We start from the raw sequence: 20,973 nt of genomic DNA on the forward strand, positions 1-20,973 counted from the left end.
TTACTGTTTTTTTATTTTTCTTCTATTTTCAAATATTGCTCTTTTTAATATTAACTCTGCCGCTATACTTACAGCTATCTCTTCTGTTGACTCTGCTCCTATTTGCAAGCCTATTGGGGCATGAACTCTTTCAATCATTTCATCTGTATATTTTTCTTCTTCTTTTAATCTGTTATGTAGTGTAGCTATTTTTTTGCTGCTTCCTATCATTCCAATATAATAGGCATTTGTTTTTAGAGCATTTTTTTCTACTATATAATCATAACTATGCCCTCTAGTTACTATGATTATATAATCTTTTTCTGTGATATTTATTTTATTAAATACATTCTCATAATCATCTACTATGATTGCATTATTAAATCTATTTGCAAACTCTTCTCTGTCATCAATTATAATACAATTAAATGATAATTTACTTAGAATATCAACTAAATCTAATGAAACATGCCCAGCTCCAAATATATATACATTATTATTTTTTTTGTTTTCTTTTTCTATTAGATTTTCTATAATTTCTTTATTATTTTTATTTATATATCTAAAATCAATTTCTACATTTCCACCGCAAAGCATACCAACTCCGCCGGATTCTTCATTGGTGAGAGAATAATTTTTTTTGTTGTTTGCTTTTTGTTGAAGTAAAGTGAAAGCATCGTTTAAAACTTTAAACTCTAATACTCCTCCGCCTATGGTAGAGAGAGTTTTTTTATTATTGTTTTCATCAAAATATGCAATCATCATAGCATCAGAAGTTCTTGGTGATGAACCGCTTGATTTTGCTATATTTATTAACATTATTTCTTTATTTAATTCTAATAATTTAATAGCTTCATTTAGAGTATTTTTTATTGTCATGTTATTATCTCTTTAATAAAAATATTTTTTATATTATATATGTAAAAAATAAAAAAGTCGACCGCAAAAATTACGGCCGACCAAAAATGTTTTTAAGTGGTTTTATATTTATTTCATAGATTCAACTATAGCATCAACTAAAGAATCAATCTCACCAATATTAGCATCTTTCATAGCAGAAGAAACAGATACTTGAGGGTCTATGATTTCGCATTGTTTTAAGTTGTTTTCAATGAACTCTTGCATCAAAGCACCAGATTTAGGAGCCCAAGAACCATTTTCTATGATAGCGAACTTACGTTTTTGAACATTAAGAGCTCTCATGTCATCTAAATAATTATGCATAGGAGGATAAATATTCAAGTTGTAAGTAACAGAAGCAAGTATAACATGGCTATATTTGAAAGTTTCAGAAATCAAATAAGAAACATGAGTACTTGAAACATCATACATAACAGTATTAGTAACACCTTTCTCAGCCAATTTAGAAGCAACAACACCAGCCATAGCTTCAGTATTACCGTACATAGAAGCATAAACGATTAATACACCTTTAGTTTCAGGCTCATAAGTGCTCCATTTATTGTATTTTTCAAGAATGTAGCCTAAATCTTTTCTCCATACAGGTCCATGTAAAGGACAAAGCATTTTAATTTTGTCTATGATACCGCCAGCTTTTTTAAGCAAATGCTGTACATGAGGGCCATATTTACCAACGATGTTAGTATAATATCTTCTAGCCTCATCAAGCCATTCTCTGTCGAAGTTAACTTCATCAGCAAACAATCTTCCGTCTATAGCAATGAAAGTACCGAAAGCGTCAGCAGAGAATAATACTCCATTAGTGCTGTCAAAACTAACCATAGCTTCAGGCCAGTGAACCATTTGAGCGGCAATGAAGTGAATTTCATGCTTACCAAATTTTCTAGAATCACCTTCTTTTACCTGTATTTTTTTGTCATCAGTAATAGTGAAACCAAATTGATCCATAAACATGAAAGCTTTTTCAGTAGCAATAACTTGAGTTTCAGGGTGACGTATTAATACTTCTTCAATAGAAGCAGCATGGTCAGGTTCCATGTGGTTAATAATCATATAATCAAGTTTTTTACCGTTTAAAACATATTCTATATTATCTAAGAATTGTCTGCAAACTGCCCAATCAACAGTATCAAAAAGAACAGTTTTTTCATCTAATAAAAGATAAGAGTTATAAGAAACCCCTCTAGTTAAAGGGTGAACATTTTCAAATAGAGCCAAACGATGTTCATTAGCTCCAACCCAATATAAATCTTCAGTAACTTTTCTAACGCAATGCATTAAATTTCCTCCTTTGTTAGTTTATCAAAATTAAGCATTTTACTTAATTAATATTTATGCCTTAATGAAGTTAGCTTTTTCTTCACTACATTCAGGACATACCCACTCTTCTGGAAGAGCAGTAAAGTCTGTGCCTGGAGCTATTTCAGCTTCTGGGTCTCCAACGAATGGATTATACTCATAACCACAACCAGAACAAACATATATTTTTGGCATTTCCATAACTTTCTTAGGTACAATTCTTTTAATTTTCTTGTAAGGTACTTCAGCAGGTTTTTTAGCAGCATCGCCGCCTAAAGCAGCAGTAAGTAAAGGAAGTATCTCAGCTACATCACCAACTATACCATAGTCAGCATTTTTGAATATTTTAGCAGAAGCTTTCATATTAATAGCAACTATGATAGAAGCGTTTTTAATACCTTTTAAGTGTTGGTTAGCACCAGAAATACCGCAAGCAATATATAAGTTACCATTGAATTTTTGACCAGACATACCAACATATCTATTGATAGGTAAGTATCTCAATTCCTCAGCAACAGGACGAGAACAACCAATAGCAGCACCAGCAGCCTTAGCTAAATCCTCAACAAGTTTCATATTTTCTTTACTGCCAATACCCTTACCAGCAGAAACAACTCTCTCAGCATCAACTATAGGAGTGTTAATGTCAATACCAACAGAGAAGTCAATTCCGTCTTTTTGTAAAGCAGCAACAAGAGCATTAACTTTATCCTGAGCAGAACCGTCTTTGAAGATGATATTTCTTCTTTCGCCAGTGATAGGACCTTTTTTAGCCATAGGACCAACAGCTGCAGCAGCAGGAGATTTAGGCATTTTACCAAGTATAGCAGCAGAAATAACAACTCTTTGAATCTCGTTAGTACCTTCATAGATTGTACAAATCTTAGCATCGCGATAAGCTCTCTCAACCATGTAAGCACCTTTAATATAACCGTTACCGCCATGTATTTGAAGAGCATCATTAACAACTTCCAAACCTATATCAGAAGCATACTGTTTAGCCATAGCAGCTTCCATACCATAAGGCTCATGTTTTTCTTTAAGATAAGCAGCACTGTAAACGAGTAATCTTGCAGCACGTAATTTAGTAGCCATATCAGAGAGTTTGAAAGCAACAGCTTGTTGTTGAGCGATAGGTCGGCCAAACTGTATTCTGTCTTTAGCATATTCTAAAGCAGCCTCATAAGCTCCTTGTGCTATACCTAAAGCCTGAGCAGCAATACCTATACGTCCGCCGTCAAGAGTTTGCATAGCAATTTTGAAGCCTTGTCCTTCTTTACCGAGCAAGTTTTCTTTAGGAACTTTAACATCAGAGAAAAGTAATTGAGCAGTAGAAGATGAACGTATACCAAGTTTGTTATAATGTTCGCCAAACTCAAAGCCTTCCCAACCTTTTTCTACTATGAAAGCACTAATACCTTTAGTACCAATACCAGGAGTAGTAACAGCAAATACTACATAAGTATCAGCTTTAGGAGCATTAGTGATGAATATTTTTTCACCGTTTAATATATAATGGTCTCCATTTAATACAGCAGTAGTTTCTGTACCGCCTGCATCAGAACCAGCTTCAGGTTCAGTTAAACCGAAAGCACCTATTTTTTCTCCTTTAGCGAGAGGAGTTAAATATTTTTTCTTTTGCTCTTCAGTACCGAAAGCAGCAATAGGATAAGAACCTAAAGAAGTGTGAGCTGATAAAATTACACCAACACCGCCGTCAACTCTTGAAAGTTCTTCTACAGCTATAGCATAACTAATAACATCTAATCCTGCACCGCCGTATTCTTTAGCATATGGTATACCCATAATGTCTAATTTCTTTTTGCCCATTTCTTTTACAGCTTCATCTGGAAATTTATTATCAAGGTCAAGCTCTACAGCTATAGGTTTTACTACTTCTTCAGCCCAAGCTCTGACCTTAGCACGAAACTCTTCGTGTTGTTCAGTTGTTTTAAACATTTGCTTCTCCTTTTTTAATTAATTTGTTTTATTTATGAATTAAACTAATTTTCTTATTTATTGCTGTTTCTCCAGATATTACATTCTTGAGCTTTTTTAATTAAGTCTTCTCTAAAATCTGGATGAGCTATTGATATTAAAGCTTCTGCTCTTTGCCAAGTGCTTAAACCTTTTAAGTTTACTTTTCCATATTCTGTAACAACATAATGAGTATTAGCCCTTGTATCTGTAATAATAGTGCCATTAGCAAAACTTGGAACTATTCTTGATTGTAATTCACCATCCTTACCTTTTACAGTTGATGATAAACAAATGAAGCTTTTACCTCCTTTTGAAAGATAAGCACCTAATACAAAGTCTAATTGTCCGCCGGCACCGCTTATATGTTTGAATCCTGTTGATTCAGCACTTACTTGACCAAATAAATCCACTTCAACAGCATTGTTTATAGACATAAAGTTATCTATAGAAGAGATTACTCTTACATCATTAGTATAATCTACAGGAGCAGATAAACATTGAGGGTTATTATGAATAAAATCATATAACTTTTTAGTACCAGCACCAAATGCATAAGTTTGTCTTCCTTTATCTATATTCTTTTTACTACCAGTGATTTTACCGGCTAATGATATATCAACGAAAGCATCAACATACATCTCTGTGTGCACGCCTAAATCTTTAAGGTCAGATTCTGCTATAAGTGAACCTACAGCATTAGGCATACCTCCAATACCTAACTGTATACAAGCACAATTAGGTATTTCTTCTACTATAAGTTTAGCTACAGTTTTATCTACTTCAGTAGCAGCACCGCCTCCTCCTAATTCTACTATAGGAGGGTTATCACCTTCTACTATCATATCAACTTGATTAATATGTACAGATTCTCCTCCAATATGGTCAGCACCCAAACAGCGAGGCATATTCTCATTTACTTCAACTATAACGCATTTTGACCTTTCTATAACAGCCTGCATATGTGAAGCATTAGGACCAAAACTAAAATATCCATTTTCGTCCATAGGTCCAACTTGGAACATTGCTACATCTATTCCGCGAGGCAAATCTCTATAATATCTTGGCATTTCAGAATAGCGAATAGGGTCATAAAAACAAAATCCTCTTGCTATTGCTTTTCTTTCTATACCAGACATGTGCCAAGAGTTCCATGTGAAATGTTTTTCTGGATTAAGAATTTTAAATATTTGAGGCTCCCAACATAATATACCGCCTCTAATGTTTATATCTGTTAGGTTGGGCATTCTCTCTGCTAATGCTTTATCTAATTCTATTGGTGTAGCGGTTACCCAACCGTAATCTATCCAGTCACCAGATTTTATTACCTTAACGGCTTCATATGGCGAGGTTAATTTTTGATTATAAAGTTTGATATAATCCATGAAATCTCCCACTTAATTTATTTTTTGATATACTCTAGTATAGTAAAATAAATTTCAATTGTCAATTAGAATTTACTAACATATTATTATTAAAAAATTTCATTTATGTATTATTATTTTATTGTTTTTTATTTTTTATTTCACAAAAACAATATTTTTATTTTTTATTTTTGCTTTTATTTGCTTTTTACTTGACTTATATATTTTTATTTACATAATTATAATATAATATATAAAAGTGCTGCGGGGGTATATTATGATAGTGAAAAAAGTATATGCTGTGTATTATAGTGCTACAGGTACTACTCAGAAAATAGTTTCTTTTATAGCAGAAAATGTTGCTAAAAAACTTAATGTTGAATGTGAAAAATATAATTATAGCTTGCCTAAAAGAAGAGAGAAAGTGCTTGAGTTTGAAGAAAATGATTTAGTTGTATGCGGAACTCCTACTTATGCTGGAAGAGTGCCAAATATAATGCTTCCATATTTAAAAAATAATATTAAAGGCAATGGTGCTTTGGCTATACCTGTGGTGCTTTTTGGTAATAGAAACTTTGATGATGCTTTAATTGAGCTTAGAAACATATTAGAAGATAATGGATTTCATACTATAGCGGGTGCTGGATTTGTTGGGGAGCATGCTTTCTCTTATACTTTGGGGGCTAATAGACCTGATGAAAAAGATATGCAGATTGCCTCTGATTTCGTAGATAAAATAGTAGAAAAGATAAGAATCGTAGAAAATATACCTCCTGAACCTATAAAAGTGAGAGGAAATGAACCTATCCGTCCATACTACACCCCAAGAGACAGACACGAACATGCTATTGATATATTAAAAGTAAAACCTAAGGTTAATTTATCAAAATGTACAAATTGCAAAATATGTGCACATGTATGCCCTATGGGTTCCATTGATTTTAATGATGTGAGCAAATATGTAAGTATATGTACAAAATGCGGTGCCTGCATAAAAAAATGCCCAGAAAAATGCAGATATTATGATGATGAGGGGTATTTATACCATCAGCATGAATTAGAAGAACAGTTTGAAAGAAGAGCTGAACCTGAAATATTTTATATGTGATTTTTGTTTTATATAACTTATCATTTTTATATAAATATATATTTTAATGATAAGTTATAATTTTATTAACTTCTTTATATAGTGATTTCCAAGCTCATTAAAATTATATTCTTGTGAACTTATAGACCATGAAGCTCTTAATTCTTTATCAGCATAAACCATTTTATTAATATTTTCTGGAACTAATATTTCATTTGCATCTGCTATGTTTATTAATCTATTTGCAAGAAGCATAGGCTCTCCCATGCATACCACTTCATCAAATAATGTTTCAGTATCAGCAACCTGACAAAAACATAAATCTCCCATAGCTATAGATATGCTTACGCTGAATCTGTTCGCTTTTAATGTTGATATTAGTTCTTTAGCACAGCTATAGGCATCTTTTAAAATATCGCTATAGGTTGTATTTCTAAATTTAAAATTATCTGAAAAAACTGCTACTATATATTGAGCTGATATTTGGTCAACTTTTCCGCCGTATTTATTATTTATTATAGGCAATGATTTACTATAATATTCTTTTAAATATGAATTGATATTTTGTTTGTTTAGAGCACCATATAGATTGCATAGCTTTAATGATAATACCACAGAAGAAGCACTTGTGTTTTTTATGTAAGTTTCGCCTTCATTTATACTAAAAAATACTTTTTTATCAGTAAAATTTGATAAATATTCTTCGTATTGTGATTTTCCTATTATCATAAAACCTCTCCTAAAAAATAAACTATTATTTTTAAATTTTATGTCTTAATATATATAATATAAATAATAATATTTTATATGTCAATAATAAAAGACAAATTTAATAATATTTTATTATATTATGATGATATTATATTACATTATGTTAACATTATTTTTGGTTATGTTAACATAAATATTATTTTTAAATTATATTAAATATATGTTTTTTATAATAATATTATACTATATAAGGGTATAATAAAAATTTGTTTATTTTATTTGAATTAATAATAAAAATGTACTATACTTAAGAAAGCATATTATAAAAAATAAAAACGTATAAGATGTGAATAAATAAATTTTTTTTGGGAGATTTTTTATTATGGCTAAAAAGATAGTAATAGCTAGTGCCTGCCGTACAGCTATAGGAAGTATGGGCGGTTCATTGAGTACTGTTCCTGCTGCAGAGTTGGGAGCTATAGTTATTAAAGAGGCTTTAAAAAGAGCTAAGGTAGAACCTAATAAAGTTGATATGGTTTATATGGGCTGTGTTATACAAGCTTCACAGGGACAAAATGTTGCCCGTCAATGTTCTATTAAAGCTGGATTGCCGGTTGAGGTTCCTGCTATGACTCTTAATGTTGTTTGCGGTTCTGGGCTTGATGCTGTTAATATGGCTGCTAATATGATACTTGCAGGTAATGCTGATATAGTTGTTGCAGGCGGTACTGAAAACATGAGTATGGCTCCTTATGCTTTGAAAAATGCACGTTATGGTTATAGAATGGGAAATAATACTATTGTAGATACTATGGTTAATGATGCTTTAACTGATGCTTTTAATAATTATCATATGGGTATTACTGCTGAAAATATTTGTGATGATTGGCAGATTACTCGTGAGGAATTAGATGAGTTTGCTGCTAAGTCTCAGCAAAAAGCTGTTCAGGCTCAAGATTTAGGTAACTTTACGAGAGAGATTGTGCCTGTTACAATAAAAACTAAAAAGGGCGATATAGTATTTGATAAAGATGAAGGTCCGAGGGCTGGTACAACAGTTGAGAGTTTGGCTAAATTAAAGCCTGCTTTCAAACCGGACGGCGGAAGGGTTACTGCTGGTAATTCTTCTAGTATCAATGATGGTGCTGCTGCTGTTGTTGTAATGAGTGAAGAGAAGGCTAATGAATTGGGAATTAAACCTATGGCTACTTGGGTTACTGGTGCTTTAGGCGGTGTTGAACCAAGGATTATGGGTATAGGTCCTGTGGCTGCTACTAAAAAAGTATTGGCTCGCACTGGTTTAACTATTAAAGATTTTGATATTATTGAATCTAATGAAGCTTTTGCTGCTCAGTCTATTGCTGTGGGCAGAGAGCTTGGAATAGATGTTGAAAGACAGCTTAACCCTAATGGAGGAGCTATAGCTTTAGGTCACCCAGTAGGTGCTTCTGGATGCAGAATACTTGTTACTTTACTTCATGAGATGGATGCTAAAGGAGCTAAGAGAGGACTTGCTACTTTGTGTATCGGCGGTGGTATGGGTTGTGCTACCATTGTAGAAATGTAATAATTTTGTTGGCAGGTTTAGAGAGTGTGTTTTTCTAAACCTGTTTTAATTTGTTAGAATATGATAATTTAATTTAAGGAGAAATTAATGGATTTTGTAAAGTATGAAGAGAAGGGTATGATAGCTGTTATTACTATCAGCAGAGAAAAAGCTCTTAATGCTCTTAACTCTCAGGTTTTAAATGAACTTGATAAGACTTTAGATGCTGTTAATATAAATAATATCAGATGTTTAATATTAACTGGAGCAGGAGAGAAATCTTTTGTTGCTGGGGCGGATATATCTGAGATGAGTAAGGCAAGCAAATCAGAGGGAGAGGCTTTTGGTAAGAAGGGTAATGATGTATTTAGAAAGATAGAGACTTTTCCTATACCTGTGATTGCTGCGGTTAATGGTTTTGCTTTGGGCGGCGGATGCGAAATAGCTATGAGCTGCGACATACGTATTTGTTCTGATAATGCTGTATTTGGTCAGCCTGAAGTGGGACTTGGTATTACTCCGGGCTTTGGAGGTACTCAGAGACTTCCTCGATTGGTTGGAGTTGGTATGGCTAAGCAGCTTATATATTCTGCTAAAAATATTAAAGCTGATGAGGCTTATAGAATTGGTTTGGTTAATGCTGTTTATACTCAATCTGAACTTATGACTCAGGCTGAAAAATTAGCTCAAACTATTGCTAACAATGCTCCTATTGCTATTCGTAATTGTAAGAGGGCTATTAATAGGGGGCTTGATGTTGAGATGGATATGGCTATTATTATAGAAGAAAAGTTATTTGGGGATTGTTTTGAGAGCGAGGACCAGAGAGAGGGTATGGCTGCTTTCTTAGAAAAGAGAAAAGTTGAAAAATTTGTTAATAGATAATAAATGATGATAAATTTTCTTATTAATTTATTTAATAAAGTATAATTATAAAATTTTTTATAAAAATAAAAGGAGAAATTAAAATGAAAGTTGGTGTTATTGGTGCTGGAGCTATGGGCTCTGGTATTGCTCAAGCTTTTGCTCAAACTGAAGGTTATGAAGTTTGTTTATGCGATATTAAAGAAGAATTTGCTGCAAGCGGTAAGGCAAGAATTGCTAAGAGTTTTGACGGAAGAATTGCTAAGGGTAAAATGGAAAAAGCTGATGCTGAGAAAATTTTATCTAAAATATCTATAGGTTTAAAAGATATTTGTAAGGATTGTGATTTAATAGTTGAGGCTGCTTTTGAAAATATGGAAGTTAAAAAAACTACTTTCAAAGAATTACATGAAATTTGTAAGCCTGATTGCATATTCTCTTCTAATACTTCTTCACTTTCTATCACTGAAATAGGTGCTGGTATTGGAAGAGCAGTTGTTGGTATGCACTTCTTTAATCCTGCTCCTGTTATGAAATTAGTTGAAGTTATTTCTGGTATTAATACTCCGAGAGATGTTGTTGAAAAAATTATTAAAATATCTGAAGAAATTGGAAAAACTCCTGTTGAGGTTAATGAGACAGCTGGTTTTGTTGTTAACCGTATATTAGTTCCTATGATTAATGAGGCAATAGATTTATATTCTATGGGGGTAGCTTCTGTTGAGGGTATAGATAATGCTATGAAACTTGGAGCTAATCACCCTATGGGGCCTTTAGCTTTAGGTGATTTGATTGGTCTTGATATTGTACTTGCCATTATGGAAGTGCTTCAAAGAGAGACTGGAGACCCTAAATATAGACCTAGTGCTTTACTTAAAAAAATGGTTCGAGGCGGATTGCTTGGTCAAAAAACTGGTAAAGGTTTCTATGAGTATTCTAAATAATTAATATATAGTTTGTTTGTTGCTTGCGGAGGGGTTAATTTTAATCCCTTCGCTTTTTTTATTTGTAATAATTTTAAATATAATATACTATTTTTATAAAAAATAAGGATATATATAATTATGAAATATAATGAAATAAATGATGAAAGTATAGAAAAATTGATGAATATTTTTTATGATAAAATCAGAGTACATAATGAATTAGGACCTATATTTAATGAGCATGTTGGAATTGATGATGAATCTTGGGAGAGACATAAAGAAAAGATTGCTAAATTTTGGAAAACTATGCTTTTAAATGAAAAACTTTATATGGGAAATCCCGTTCAGCCGCATATTAATCTTATGCCTTTCGATATGAAGTTGTTTGACAGTTGGCTTTCTTTATTTAAAGAATGTCTTGATGATGTATTTGAAGATGAAGCTTCTAATCATTATTATGAGGTGGCATTTAATATTGCTAAAAACTTTAAGGCTGTGTTATTTAATCAGTAATGTTTGTTTAAAGTAAGTAATTTTAAAATATTATGTTAATATGTTATAATATCTTTAACTTTACTGCAGGGTATTTTATGCGTATTATTTTGCTTATATTTTTTATAATGTTTAATTTTCTTTATTCTCAGGATTATAATGAAGAAGAACAAAATCCGCCTATAGAGATTCCTATAATTAAAGCTATTGCTGAAGATGATATTAGTACTTTAAAAAATATTATTAATAAGGGAGAAGATTTAGAAATTAGAGATGAACAGGGCAATACTCCTTTAATATGGGCGGCACTTTATGGGAATGCTGATATAGTAAGAGAGCTTATTAAAGCTAATGTAAATATTAATAATACTAATAATTTTGGCAATACTGCTTTGATGGGGGCGGTACTTGAGGGGCATTATTCTGTAATTAAGCTTTTAATGGATAATAAAGCTAATATTAATATAACAAATAATGACGGTTGGTCTGCTTTGATGTGGGCTTCTGTGAGGGGAGATATTAATATTTTTGATTTGCTTATAGAGTATGGTGCAGATATAAATGTTGCTGATAAAAATGGCAATACTCCTTTGATGATAGCTTCTGATTCTGCTTATATTGATATTGTTGATAGGCTTATAATGTTAAAAGTAGATGTTAATCAGGCAAATGGTTTGGGAGACAATGCTTTACTTATGGCTTCTATATCTGGGAATGTTGATATTGTAAGAAAGTTAATTAAAGCTGGGGCTAATGTTCATTTTAGAGGCTCTAATGGTATAACTGCTATAATTTATGCTTCAAGGTTTGGAAGATTAGACATAGTAAAAGAGTTAATAAAAAGCAAAAGTGATGTAAATACTGCTGCTTCTGATGGAACTACTCCTTTAATTGCTGCTTCTATAGACGGCTATACAGATATAATAAAAGAACTATTAAAAAATAAAGCTGATGTTAATAAAGCAAATAATTCTGGGTATAATGCTTTAATTATATCATCAATAGAAAATCATATTGATATAGTAAAAGAACTTATAGTATATAAAGCTAATATTAATGCTGTTACAGAAGAGGGGTATACTGCTTTGATGGGAGCATCTGCTGCAGGAAATTTAGATATTGCTAAGATATTAGTAGATGCTGGTGCTGATATTAATTACAAATCAAAAACGGGTGAAACTGCTTCGGATATTGCTAAAAAGAAAGGAAATTTAGATATATATGACTTTTTAAATAGCATTTCCAAAAAATAATTAAAAAAAATTTACTTTTTATTAGTTTTTAGTAAAAAATATTTACTTTTACTTGACATTTAATTTACAATTTGCTATAATAAATAATGTCCTTCATTGATATAAATAATTAAAAAAAGGAGATTATTTATGAGAAAGCTACTAATTTTTTCATTATTTTTAATTAGCTCATATAATATTTTTGCTGCTGATTTGGGAATTGGTATAGTAGTTCCTCTTGGAGCTTCTATATCACAAAGTTCAATAGCCCATAAATCAGGGGTTGATACTAAAAATGGTGCTTTAAGTACATCGGGTGCTTTTGAATGGGGTGTTGGTATTACTCCCGGTTTTTATAAAGATTTTGATGATTATTTGGGCTTTTCTTTGGCATTAGATTTAGCTTATCATAGAGATGTTTTTGCATACAAAGAAAGTGTTGCAAGTGGAAACAATTCTTATTCTACTGTTAATACTTCTTATAATTTTGACACTATATCTATAGGGCTTCTTCCAAAGCTTAATATAGCAAGATTTTTTATAGGGCTTGGAGGAGGAGTTAAGATTCCTCTTGCTTCAACTGAAACTACTAAAATATATAACGAACAAACTCAGCAATTAGTAGATGCTAATAATAAATATAATTTCAATGATACAAAAAATAAATTTGATATGTTTGTGATACCTTATATAAAGCTTACGGTTGATTATTTATTTTTCTTTAATAAAGAAGCTGCATTAGGGCTTGGAATATATGCAGGATATGATTTTGGACCTTCATTTAAGGCTGATGATAGATTTAGTAAAAAGTCTTTGGGTGCTTTTGATATAGGGGCACAAATAAGTCTTTATTTTGTAGATAATTAATCCCCTTTATATAAAATTTTTATAAAAATAATTTAATAATCGTGAGGTGTGTGCAATAAAAATGCATGCACCTTTTTTATTGATATTTATTAATTTTTTATTATAATAAGGCAAATTAAATATTTATGATTTTGATATGACAAAAAATAAAAGATATATAATTGAAAAATATAGCTCTGACATATATTCAAAATATAACACATACAGTAATAATAAAAATATATATTATGATGATTATTATATTCTTCATTCTCTAAAAAATATAGTAAATAGAATTAATGCACTTAAAAAAGAAAATAATGATATAAAAGTATTATTAGTATCAATCAATTCAGGAAAGCCAACACAATTAAAAAAAGGAAAGTATAGATATATAGAAATAGAGTTTTATAAAGATTTAAGTTATAAAGAAGGAAATTCTGATTGTAAAGATGATATTTATTTCTTTTTAGATGAAAATAAAATTTGCTTTTTTGAAATAGGTGTATTTTTAGAGTTATACAATAATTTGAAATCTTATGAACAATTTAGCCATATTTATATATATGAAATGATTAATAAAATAATAAGCCCATATAAATTAATATATGATGTTAATCATTCTTCAAGAAAAATAGAAAATTACAAAGATACTATAAAAAATATAAAAAATAATCATTTTGAGCTTATCATCAAAGAAAGAGAGATTGATAGATTAAAAAAAGTTATGCAGGAATATTTTGATGATAACAATAAAAAAACTGTTTCAATTCTTCCTTCATATAGATTAAATAAAGAAGATAAGAAAAAAGATACGAGATATTATACATTAGAAAGTTTAATAGTATTAGATGAAATATTAAGAATATATAAAAGCATAAAAAGCACAGATTTTGTATTTATTAGAAATATAAGCTACTTAGATGACACTGAAGAGATAGCAAAAGAGATATTTAATTTTGATAAAATATTAAAATCAAATATATATACTATTGAAAGTGAAAAATATATAAAAGAAATTATTTTAAATATAAACGATGATAAAGAAAGACAAAAAGAAATAAAGAAAATAGATATAAAAAATATATTTAATAATTTTAAAAATATAAGTATAACAGATTTAGAGAATACTATATTTTATTTGTATGATACAATACTTAATCTAATAAGAGATATAAGAGATAATAAAAACTATAATAATATAATAGAAGAAAATGAAGAATTACAAAAAGGCATTTTATATTATGACAGTGTTTTTTATTATTTAAGATATTTTATAGGGTATTTATTTACTGATAAAAAAATTATAAATGAAGAAGAATATAAAAAAATAATAGAGCTTTACACTTATAAATATAATACACTTAGAAGCCATAATATTTACAGATTCTACAAATTTTATTTAAATAATGAAACGGCAAAAAAACATAATATAGAAGATTACAGTGTTATTAATAATTATCTTTACTCTTATCAATATGAAGAGAAAATAATTAAAAGATATTCAATATATGATTATAAGGAAATATACATTTATTATTATAAGTTTATATTGATGAGTATTGCATACAATATTGTAGGCTATCATAGAGATGAAAAAGATTATATAAAAATTAGAATAGAAACAAAAAAAGAGAGAGAAAAAAATCCATATAATATAAATTTTAGAATTGTGTATAAACAAGAATTTGAAAAAATAAAAAATGATATTAATAAGTTTAACAGAATGCTTAATAATTTATATTTTCTTAATATTATTGATTATGAAGAGTATAAAAAATATGATTATTGTAAAGTTTCAGAATTAATAAATTATATTTGCGGTTTAATTGAAGATGAAGAAAAAATTATAAATATAAAAGAAAATATAAAAAACTTTGAAGTATATCAATCAATAAAAAAAGAAATTACAAAAATAAAAAGCACTGTTTCTGAGTTTGAAAAAGTTATTGAATATTTGCATGACATTAATATTATTAACAATTTTAATTTATATAAAGACATAAAGACAATAAAATTATTAATTTTTATTTCTTATCAAATTAAAGATAAATTTACTGATGTAGAAGAAAATATAAAACAATTTAAAGTATACAAATTAATAAAAAAAGAGATAGAATTAAATAATAAAAAATTAGAATATATTCGCAATTCAGATAATCTTTTAAATAAATTATTCTACTCATTTTTAGAAGAAGAATACAAATTAAGCTATGATAAAATAGAAGACATAATAAAAAAAATCAATAATTTCTATGATATATATAAACAAATAGAAATTCCTATAAAAAATATTTAAAAAATCAAAAAAAAAATTCTCTATTGACCTCCATACGAATATGTCAAATTACAAATTAGTATAAAAGTCCTAATATATAACCATGGTTAGATAAAAATATTTAGCCTAACTAAAAATTATATTTTTAAGGAGGAGCAATATGAGTGAAAAATCAAATCATAATGCTTTCAAATGCCAACAAATCTGTAACAAATATTCCTATTACAAGAATCAGGGTAATAGAGGAAAACAGATGAACCCTAATCAGAAGAAATAAAATTTATTTCTTCAGGCTGCCTCAAATTATTTACTAGTTTGGGGCGGCTTAAACAATTAGAAATTATTATGTAAAAAGTTTATATGTAATGATGATTAGGTATAAAGAAAAATTAATATTTATAATAAGGAGATTATATAATGAACATTTACTTATTTATTGATTTACACAGAAAAAGAGCAAAAGAAGCAAGAAACTATTTCACAAATTTATTAAAGGTATTATGTATATTAAAAATATTATTTGGTGAAAGTTTGAGTATTAATATGGAAGTTGTATTTGGAAGGGGGCGTCACAGTAAAAATAAAGTACCTGTTTTGAGATATGTTATTTTAAGACAAGCTAAAAAATATCAAGATTTCGGATACAAGTACAAACTAAATAAAAAAACAGCTTACGGCTCTATGATTATAATTTTTTAATAAATAAGGTAACTGTAAAATGGCAAGAAGAGATGAAAACAACAATATAGATAAAAATGCTAAGAGAAATATAAATGCTTTTGATGTGTATTATTTTATAAAGAATAAAAAATATGCTTTGCCAAAATATTCATTTATTTTGAGAAGTAAAAAGAGATTAATGTCTATAGGAGAATTTTTAAATCTTTTGGAAAAAAACAATATAAAAAATATGAGTATTAATCTGCTTAGGGAATGGGATAATAAAGAGCTTCTTCCTGCATACAGAGTTGAGAGGGGAATGATTAGAACAGAAAGCAGATACTACATAATGGAGCATCTTGATATTGTAAGAGAGATAGTAAAATTAAAATCTTATGGGCTTGAAATAAGAGAGATAGAAAAGGTTGTTTTTGAAAATAAATCTTTTGAAATACTTTTTTTATCAAAATTAATAAAAAATAAGGAGCTGCTTATGAAGATGAAATACATTGTAAAAAACATAAAACATATAGAAGATGAATTAGTAAATTCTATATGCCATGAAGTAAAAAATATATTTAACATTAATGATGATGATTTTAAAGAAACTTTTAATGATAAGTATTTAAACACTATATTAAATGATTATAAAAACAGCAATTTAAATCCTGATGAATTAAGCGTATTGTTATTATCTTTAATACTTTTGAGTTTATACAATTCTTATGACAATAATTCTTTTGACAGGAAAAAATTCTCCAAACAGTTTTACAGCATCATAAGTGAGAATAAAAATACTACCTAACCATACTTAGGTTGTAAGTTTATTGATTAATAAGATTGAATAAAGAGTAAATATATTTAATATAGATAAACATATTTTAACATTTGATAATTTATTAAAGATTCGTAAATCTTTAATTGTTATAAATAAAAAAATATTAATAAGGGGTTTGTTATGAAACACTTAAAAAAATTATTATTCACAGCTGTATTAGCAGCAGCATTAAGCACATCAGTATTCGCAGCAAGCGGATTCGAGTTTATACTCAATGTGCCATTAGGTATGGGAATAAATCTACTTCCAACATTCTCTTATATAAATAATGTTGCTAAACCAAATGGCAATGAAATACTAAGAGTTAATTATAATTCAGAAAAGAGATTAGGCTTTGATACTGGAGTTTCTGCTCAAATAGGTTATATGTGGCAAGTTGTGAATAATTTTTGAATTAGTCTTTTAGGTGAAGTAGGATATAGTTTTGATAGTCTTTATGGAGTATATAAATTTGATAGTGCTGATGCTGGAGCAGTAAGCCCTATACCGTCTGAAAGTGAGATAAATGTTTCTGTATATAGCCATACGTTAAAAGTTGGTTTATTGCCTAAATTTAATATAAATGCATTTTCTATAGGTATAGGCGGCGGTGTATCAATACCTATGTCAGTAAGTCAATCTATTTCTCTTAGCGATGGAAGCAAAGGAAATTATCCAAATATTAAATTAAGTATTCCTATAGGATTTTATGCTAAATTGACTTTAGATTATTCTATATTTTTTACTGATAATATAGCGTTAAATATTGGATTATACACAAGATTCGATTATATAAATTCTATAAAAACAGTTATAACAGGAAATCCAGAACATGTTGGATCACAGTATTTTGATACACCTTTTGTAACTTATGATATAGGTTTACAAGTAGGATTCAGATTCTGACCTAAAGCTTTTAATTAATTTTAGCAAATAGTTCTGTTAATAAAACAATTATATAAAAAGCCTGTCTTAATATTTTAGGGCGGGCTTTTTATTATAAAAATTAAAAAATAAATTATTTAATGTTTTTAGGGTGTGTGCAATAAAAATGCATACACCTTTTTTATTGATATTTATTAATTTTTCTATTATAATGCTCATAATTTAATGGTGTTTGGTTATATAATTATGAAAAATTGTAATATAAAAAATTTAATATATCTTGTTAATAGCTCTTTTAGAAATAAATCCTATAATTTAACATCAAAATTACTAAATGAGATAATTAAGTCAGACAATACTTCTTATAAGGCATATTGTCTGTTAGGATATATTATTTTTATAAAGTCAGAAAATAATATAGAGAAATTAAAACAAGCTATTAAGTATTTTGATACATCTATAAAACTGCAAAAATATTATCCATTATCATACTATTATAGAATTAAGTCAAAAAAGAAATTAATAAAAATTTATAACAAAGAAAATTTAAATATTAAAAAAGAAATAAAGTCAGATATTGCTCAATTAAAAAAACTTGCAAATAATTATTTAATAAAAAATATAATAAGGAATTTCTTAAAAAATCCATTAGGCATTCAAAATAAAAAAACTTTAATTTTAAAAAATATTGAAGAGATAAAAGATTATATGATAAATTTTAATACTCAAAAAGTTAAATATGATTATTCTGATATTATAGAAAATTATAATTATTTTATAGAAACAAACAATAATATAAAATATGATTTACATAATTTGAGAGGTTTTATTAAATTCAATTTAAATATATATGATGAAGCTTTAGAAGATTTCAATACTTCAATAAATCATAAATATTCAGACGGTTATTATAATAGGGCTAAACTTAAATACAAATTAAGAGAATATAGTGAGGCTTTAAGAGATTTTAAAAAAGCTAAACAAATATTTATGAGAGAATCTTCTTCAAATGTTGTAGATAGAATAAAATGCGACCATTATATTGCTTGGTGTAATTATAAACTAAATAATATTGATATTGTTTTTGATGATATTGAAGTTGATGATATAATAGAAGATAATTCTTTAGCTTATTATAATATAGGAAAATTGAAGCTTCAATTTAAAAAGTATGATGAGGCTTATAAATATTTTTCTAAAATAGATAAAGATTGCAGAAATTATAAAAAGGCAAAATATTATATTCAGGCTTGTGAATATAGAATGAATAATAATTATGATGATATAGAGTTTTTAGAAAATATTTTAAAATTACTTTCAATATATAAAGAAGAGAATGATTTTGGAAATGTAAATAATCTCGGCAGTAAAATTTTAGAACATATTAAAAGATTTGATAAAAAGTCTTTTAATTATAATTATTATAGGGCTATAGCATTATACTATATTTATGAAGTAGGAGAGTATAATAAAAAATTAAAAAGGCAGTTGGTAGATAGTTTAAAAAATGTTCTAATTATGATTGAAGAGAAAAGAAGAGAATATTATACAATAAAAAAAATGCTTATGGATTTACAAAAATATGGCATCTGAAAATTTTAAAAAAGATATTATTTATAATAGTTTTAAATACAATAAAAAAGATGTTATTCCATCATTGGATAATATAAAAAATAGCAGCAAAAATATTTATACTATTGAAAGTCTTTCTGGAAGAGAGAAAAAAGAAAATAAGGATTATAAATTAAGAAATATTAGCCTTTTTAAAGAAGGGGAATTTTCGTATAATGATTATAATATAGAATATCTTAATAAAGAAGAAATCAGAAATATTGATTTTAAAAGTAGTATTTATTTTTTTAGTGTAGATGCTTTTATAGAATATTATAATTGTGCTACCAATAAAAAAATAGAAACGCAAGATTATGTAGATAGAATTAAAGACAGACTAAAACAAAAAACCTATAAAAAATTAATACTTCCTGCATACAAACTAAAGAGTAAAGATACAAAAAAAGAAAAACATTTTTATATAACTCAAGAATTGGATATACTTGATTTTTTAATTGATAATTTTGAGTTTGGTACGGATATAAGAGAGATATTATATAATATAAATTTAGATTATGTATGCTTTATAGAGAGAAAAATTAAGGCTTTATATAAGCAAATAATAAAAATAAAAAAATCAAATAATGAAAAAATATATTATGATTATAAACTATATTATATTGCGTTTTTTATTTATGATTATTATAGACAAAAAAGAATTAATAAAAAAGATTATTATAAACTTATAGATATTTATAAAAAAGCTTATAAAAAAATTTTAAGAAATAAAGAAAATGAAAAATATTTTTACTATGGAGAGGAAGTAGAAAATAAAAGCAGTTATTATAATATAGATTTATTGAAAAAGTGCAGAGGTCTTTCGTATAATTTTAAAGACTATATTAATTTACATTATAAACTTATAGATTATCAAATAGATCAAAAAAGATATTTAAAAAGATACACAGATTTTTTTAGCAGTCAAATATTAGTATTTTTATATTTTTTAGGTCATATTTCTAAGGCTGATTTTTTAGCTTTAAGAGAAAAGATAAAAAATTTAGAGGAGATGGGTTTGCCTTTAAAAAAATATAATATAGATTTAGAAGAAGAGGAAGAGAATATAATCTTTGAAGTATCATCTGCTAATAATTACAATATGCTTTTAATAGACTATATAGAGTTATATAATTTCACAAGGCTTTATCATAAAAATAGCATCAAAAATTCTTATAAAAAATATGTTCAATTAATGTTAAAATCAAGTGAGCTTAAAAAAATTTTAAAATAATTTTTGAAGTATTTAATTTTTTTTTATACTTCAAATGCAATATTTATTTTTTATTGTATAGTAGCTAAAAACAACTGAATAAAAAAAGGAGATAAAAAATGAAAAAGTTTATTGTTTTAGTATTTGTTGTGGTATTATTTGCAACTTCTTGTATATCACAGCATAGACACATAGTTGGTAATGGGCCTCAGACTGGTATAAAAGTAGAAAGAAAACAGTGGTATGCTTTATGGGGATTAGTTCCTGT

19 protein-coding genes and 1 pseudogene are annotated in these 20,973 nt (G+C 27.8%); 14 read left to right on the top strand and 6 right to left on the bottom strand.

From position 1 onward, the window contains the following. From xdhC to Q0H31_RS02975, 5 genes and pseudogenes are all read right to left on the bottom strand, one after another. Positions 1-858: a xanthine dehydrogenase accessory protein XdhC gene (gene xdhC / locus Q0H31_RS02955; RefSeq protein WP_295295698.1), complete on the bottom strand. Its 858-nt coding sequence runs from the start codon at positions 856-858 to the stop codon at positions 1-3. Positions 859-966: 108 nt separating this feature from the next. Continuing rightward, positions 967-2,178: an FprA family A-type flavoprotein gene (locus Q0H31_RS02960; RefSeq protein WP_295295699.1), complete on the bottom strand. Its 1,212-nt coding sequence runs from the start codon at positions 2,176-2,178 to the stop codon at positions 967-969. Between the two features lie 54 nt (positions 2,179-2,232). Next, complete coding sequence (locus Q0H31_RS13205; protein WP_366938235.1) at positions 2,233-3,012, bottom strand: FAD-binding protein; 780 nt, start codon at positions 3,010-3,012, stop codon at positions 2,233-2,235. Between the two features lie 18 nt (positions 3,013-3,030). Continuing rightward, positions 3,031-4,158 (bottom strand): annotated as a pseudogene (locus tag Q0H31_RS02970) (acyl-CoA dehydrogenase); the annotation flags it as partial. Positions 4,159-4,211: 53 nt separating this feature from the next. After that, positions 4,212-5,561, bottom strand: a complete 1,350-nt coding sequence (locus tag Q0H31_RS02975; RefSeq protein ID WP_295295700.1) for a butyryl-CoA:acetate CoA-transferase — start codon at positions 5,559-5,561, stop codon at positions 4,212-4,214. A gap of 256 nt (positions 5,562-5,817) precedes the next feature. On the opposite strand from Q0H31_RS02975, the gene Q0H31_RS02980 reads away from it, so the two are divergent. Continuing rightward, positions 5,818-6,648, top strand: a complete 831-nt coding sequence (locus Q0H31_RS02980) for an EFR1 family ferrodoxin (RefSeq protein ID WP_295295701.1) — start codon at positions 5,818-5,820, stop codon at positions 6,646-6,648. A 54-nt stretch (positions 6,649-6,702) separates the two neighbouring features. On the opposite strand, the gene Q0H31_RS02985 is transcribed toward Q0H31_RS02980, so the two are convergent. Next, positions 6,703-7,356, bottom strand: a complete 654-nt coding sequence (locus Q0H31_RS02985; protein ID WP_295295702.1) for a hypothetical protein — start codon at positions 7,354-7,356, stop codon at positions 6,703-6,705. 364 nt (positions 7,357-7,720) lie between these two features. Between Q0H31_RS02985 and Q0H31_RS02990 the strand changes: the two genes are divergently transcribed. The 13 genes from Q0H31_RS02990 to Q0H31_RS03050 all read left to right on the top strand — a co-directional run bounded on the left by Q0H31_RS02990 (position 7,721) and on the right by Q0H31_RS03050 (position 20,726). After that, the gene (locus Q0H31_RS02990; protein WP_295295703.1) at positions 7,721-8,905 is read left to right on the top strand and encodes an acetyl-CoA C-acetyltransferase; all 1,185 of its coding nucleotides are present in this window, start codon (positions 7,721-7,723) and stop codon (positions 8,903-8,905) included. 87 nt (positions 8,906-8,992) lie between these two features. Then, the gene (locus tag Q0H31_RS02995) at positions 8,993-9,769 is read left to right on the top strand and encodes an enoyl-CoA hydratase-related protein (protein WP_295295704.1); all 777 of its coding nucleotides are present in this window, start codon (positions 8,993-8,995) and stop codon (positions 9,767-9,769) included. 83 nt (positions 9,770-9,852) lie between these two features. Next, the gene (locus tag Q0H31_RS03000) at positions 9,853-10,692 is read left to right on the top strand and encodes a 3-hydroxyacyl-CoA dehydrogenase NAD-binding domain-containing protein (RefSeq protein WP_295295705.1); all 840 of its coding nucleotides are present in this window, start codon (positions 9,853-9,855) and stop codon (positions 10,690-10,692) included. Positions 10,693-10,812: 120 nt separating this feature from the next. Then, entirely contained in the window at positions 10,813-11,187 is a 375-nt protein-coding gene (locus tag Q0H31_RS03005; RefSeq protein ID WP_295295706.1) for a group III truncated hemoglobin, read from the top strand. A gap of 77 nt (positions 11,188-11,264) precedes the next feature. Then, positions 11,265-12,419: an ankyrin repeat domain-containing protein gene (locus Q0H31_RS03010; protein WP_295295707.1), complete on the top strand. Its 1,155-nt coding sequence runs from the start codon at positions 11,265-11,267 to the stop codon at positions 12,417-12,419. Between the two features lie 129 nt (positions 12,420-12,548). Further along, positions 12,549-13,265: a hypothetical protein gene (locus tag Q0H31_RS03015; protein WP_295295708.1), complete on the top strand. Its 717-nt coding sequence runs from the start codon at positions 12,549-12,551 to the stop codon at positions 13,263-13,265. A gap of 136 nt (positions 13,266-13,401) precedes the next feature. Beyond that, the gene (locus Q0H31_RS03020; protein WP_295295709.1) at positions 13,402-15,543 is read left to right on the top strand and encodes a hypothetical protein; all 2,142 of its coding nucleotides are present in this window, start codon (positions 13,402-13,404) and stop codon (positions 15,541-15,543) included. Positions 15,544-15,939: 396 nt separating this feature from the next. Continuing rightward, entirely contained in the window at positions 15,940-16,221 is a 282-nt protein-coding gene (locus Q0H31_RS03025; protein WP_295295710.1) for a Smr/MutS family protein, read from the top strand. 19 nt (positions 16,222-16,240) lie between these two features. Next, on the top strand, positions 16,241-16,987 hold the full coding sequence (locus Q0H31_RS03030) for a MerR family transcriptional regulator (protein WP_295295711.1): 747 nt from the start codon (positions 16,241-16,243) through the stop codon (positions 16,985-16,987). Positions 16,988-17,140: 153 nt separating this feature from the next. Further along, positions 17,141-17,413: a hypothetical protein gene (locus Q0H31_RS03035; protein WP_295295712.1), complete on the top strand. Its 273-nt coding sequence runs from the start codon at positions 17,141-17,143 to the stop codon at positions 17,411-17,413. 150 nt (positions 17,414-17,563) lie between these two features. Further along, positions 17,564-17,905: a hypothetical protein gene (locus Q0H31_RS03040; protein ID WP_295295713.1), complete on the top strand. Its 342-nt coding sequence runs from the start codon at positions 17,564-17,566 to the stop codon at positions 17,903-17,905. Positions 17,906-18,130: 225 nt separating this feature from the next. Further along, positions 18,131-19,477 carry a tetratricopeptide repeat protein gene (locus tag Q0H31_RS03045; RefSeq protein ID WP_295295714.1) on the top strand — a complete coding sequence of 449 codons (1,347 nt, stop codon included), beginning with the start codon at positions 18,131-18,133 and terminating at the stop codon, positions 19,475-19,477. After that, positions 19,467-20,726, top strand: coding sequence for a hypothetical protein (locus tag Q0H31_RS03050; RefSeq protein WP_295295715.1), 1,260 nt, complete (start codon positions 19,467-19,469; stop codon positions 20,724-20,726). The genes Q0H31_RS03045 and Q0H31_RS03050 overlap by 11 nt, the downstream gene beginning before the upstream one ends. Positions 20,727-20,973 lie beyond the last annotated feature (247 nt).

This window comes from uncultured Brachyspira sp. (genome assembly GCF_934747485.1).
In the GTDB taxonomy this organism is placed as follows: Bacteria; Spirochaetota; Brachyspiria; order Brachyspirales; family Brachyspiraceae; genus Brachyspira.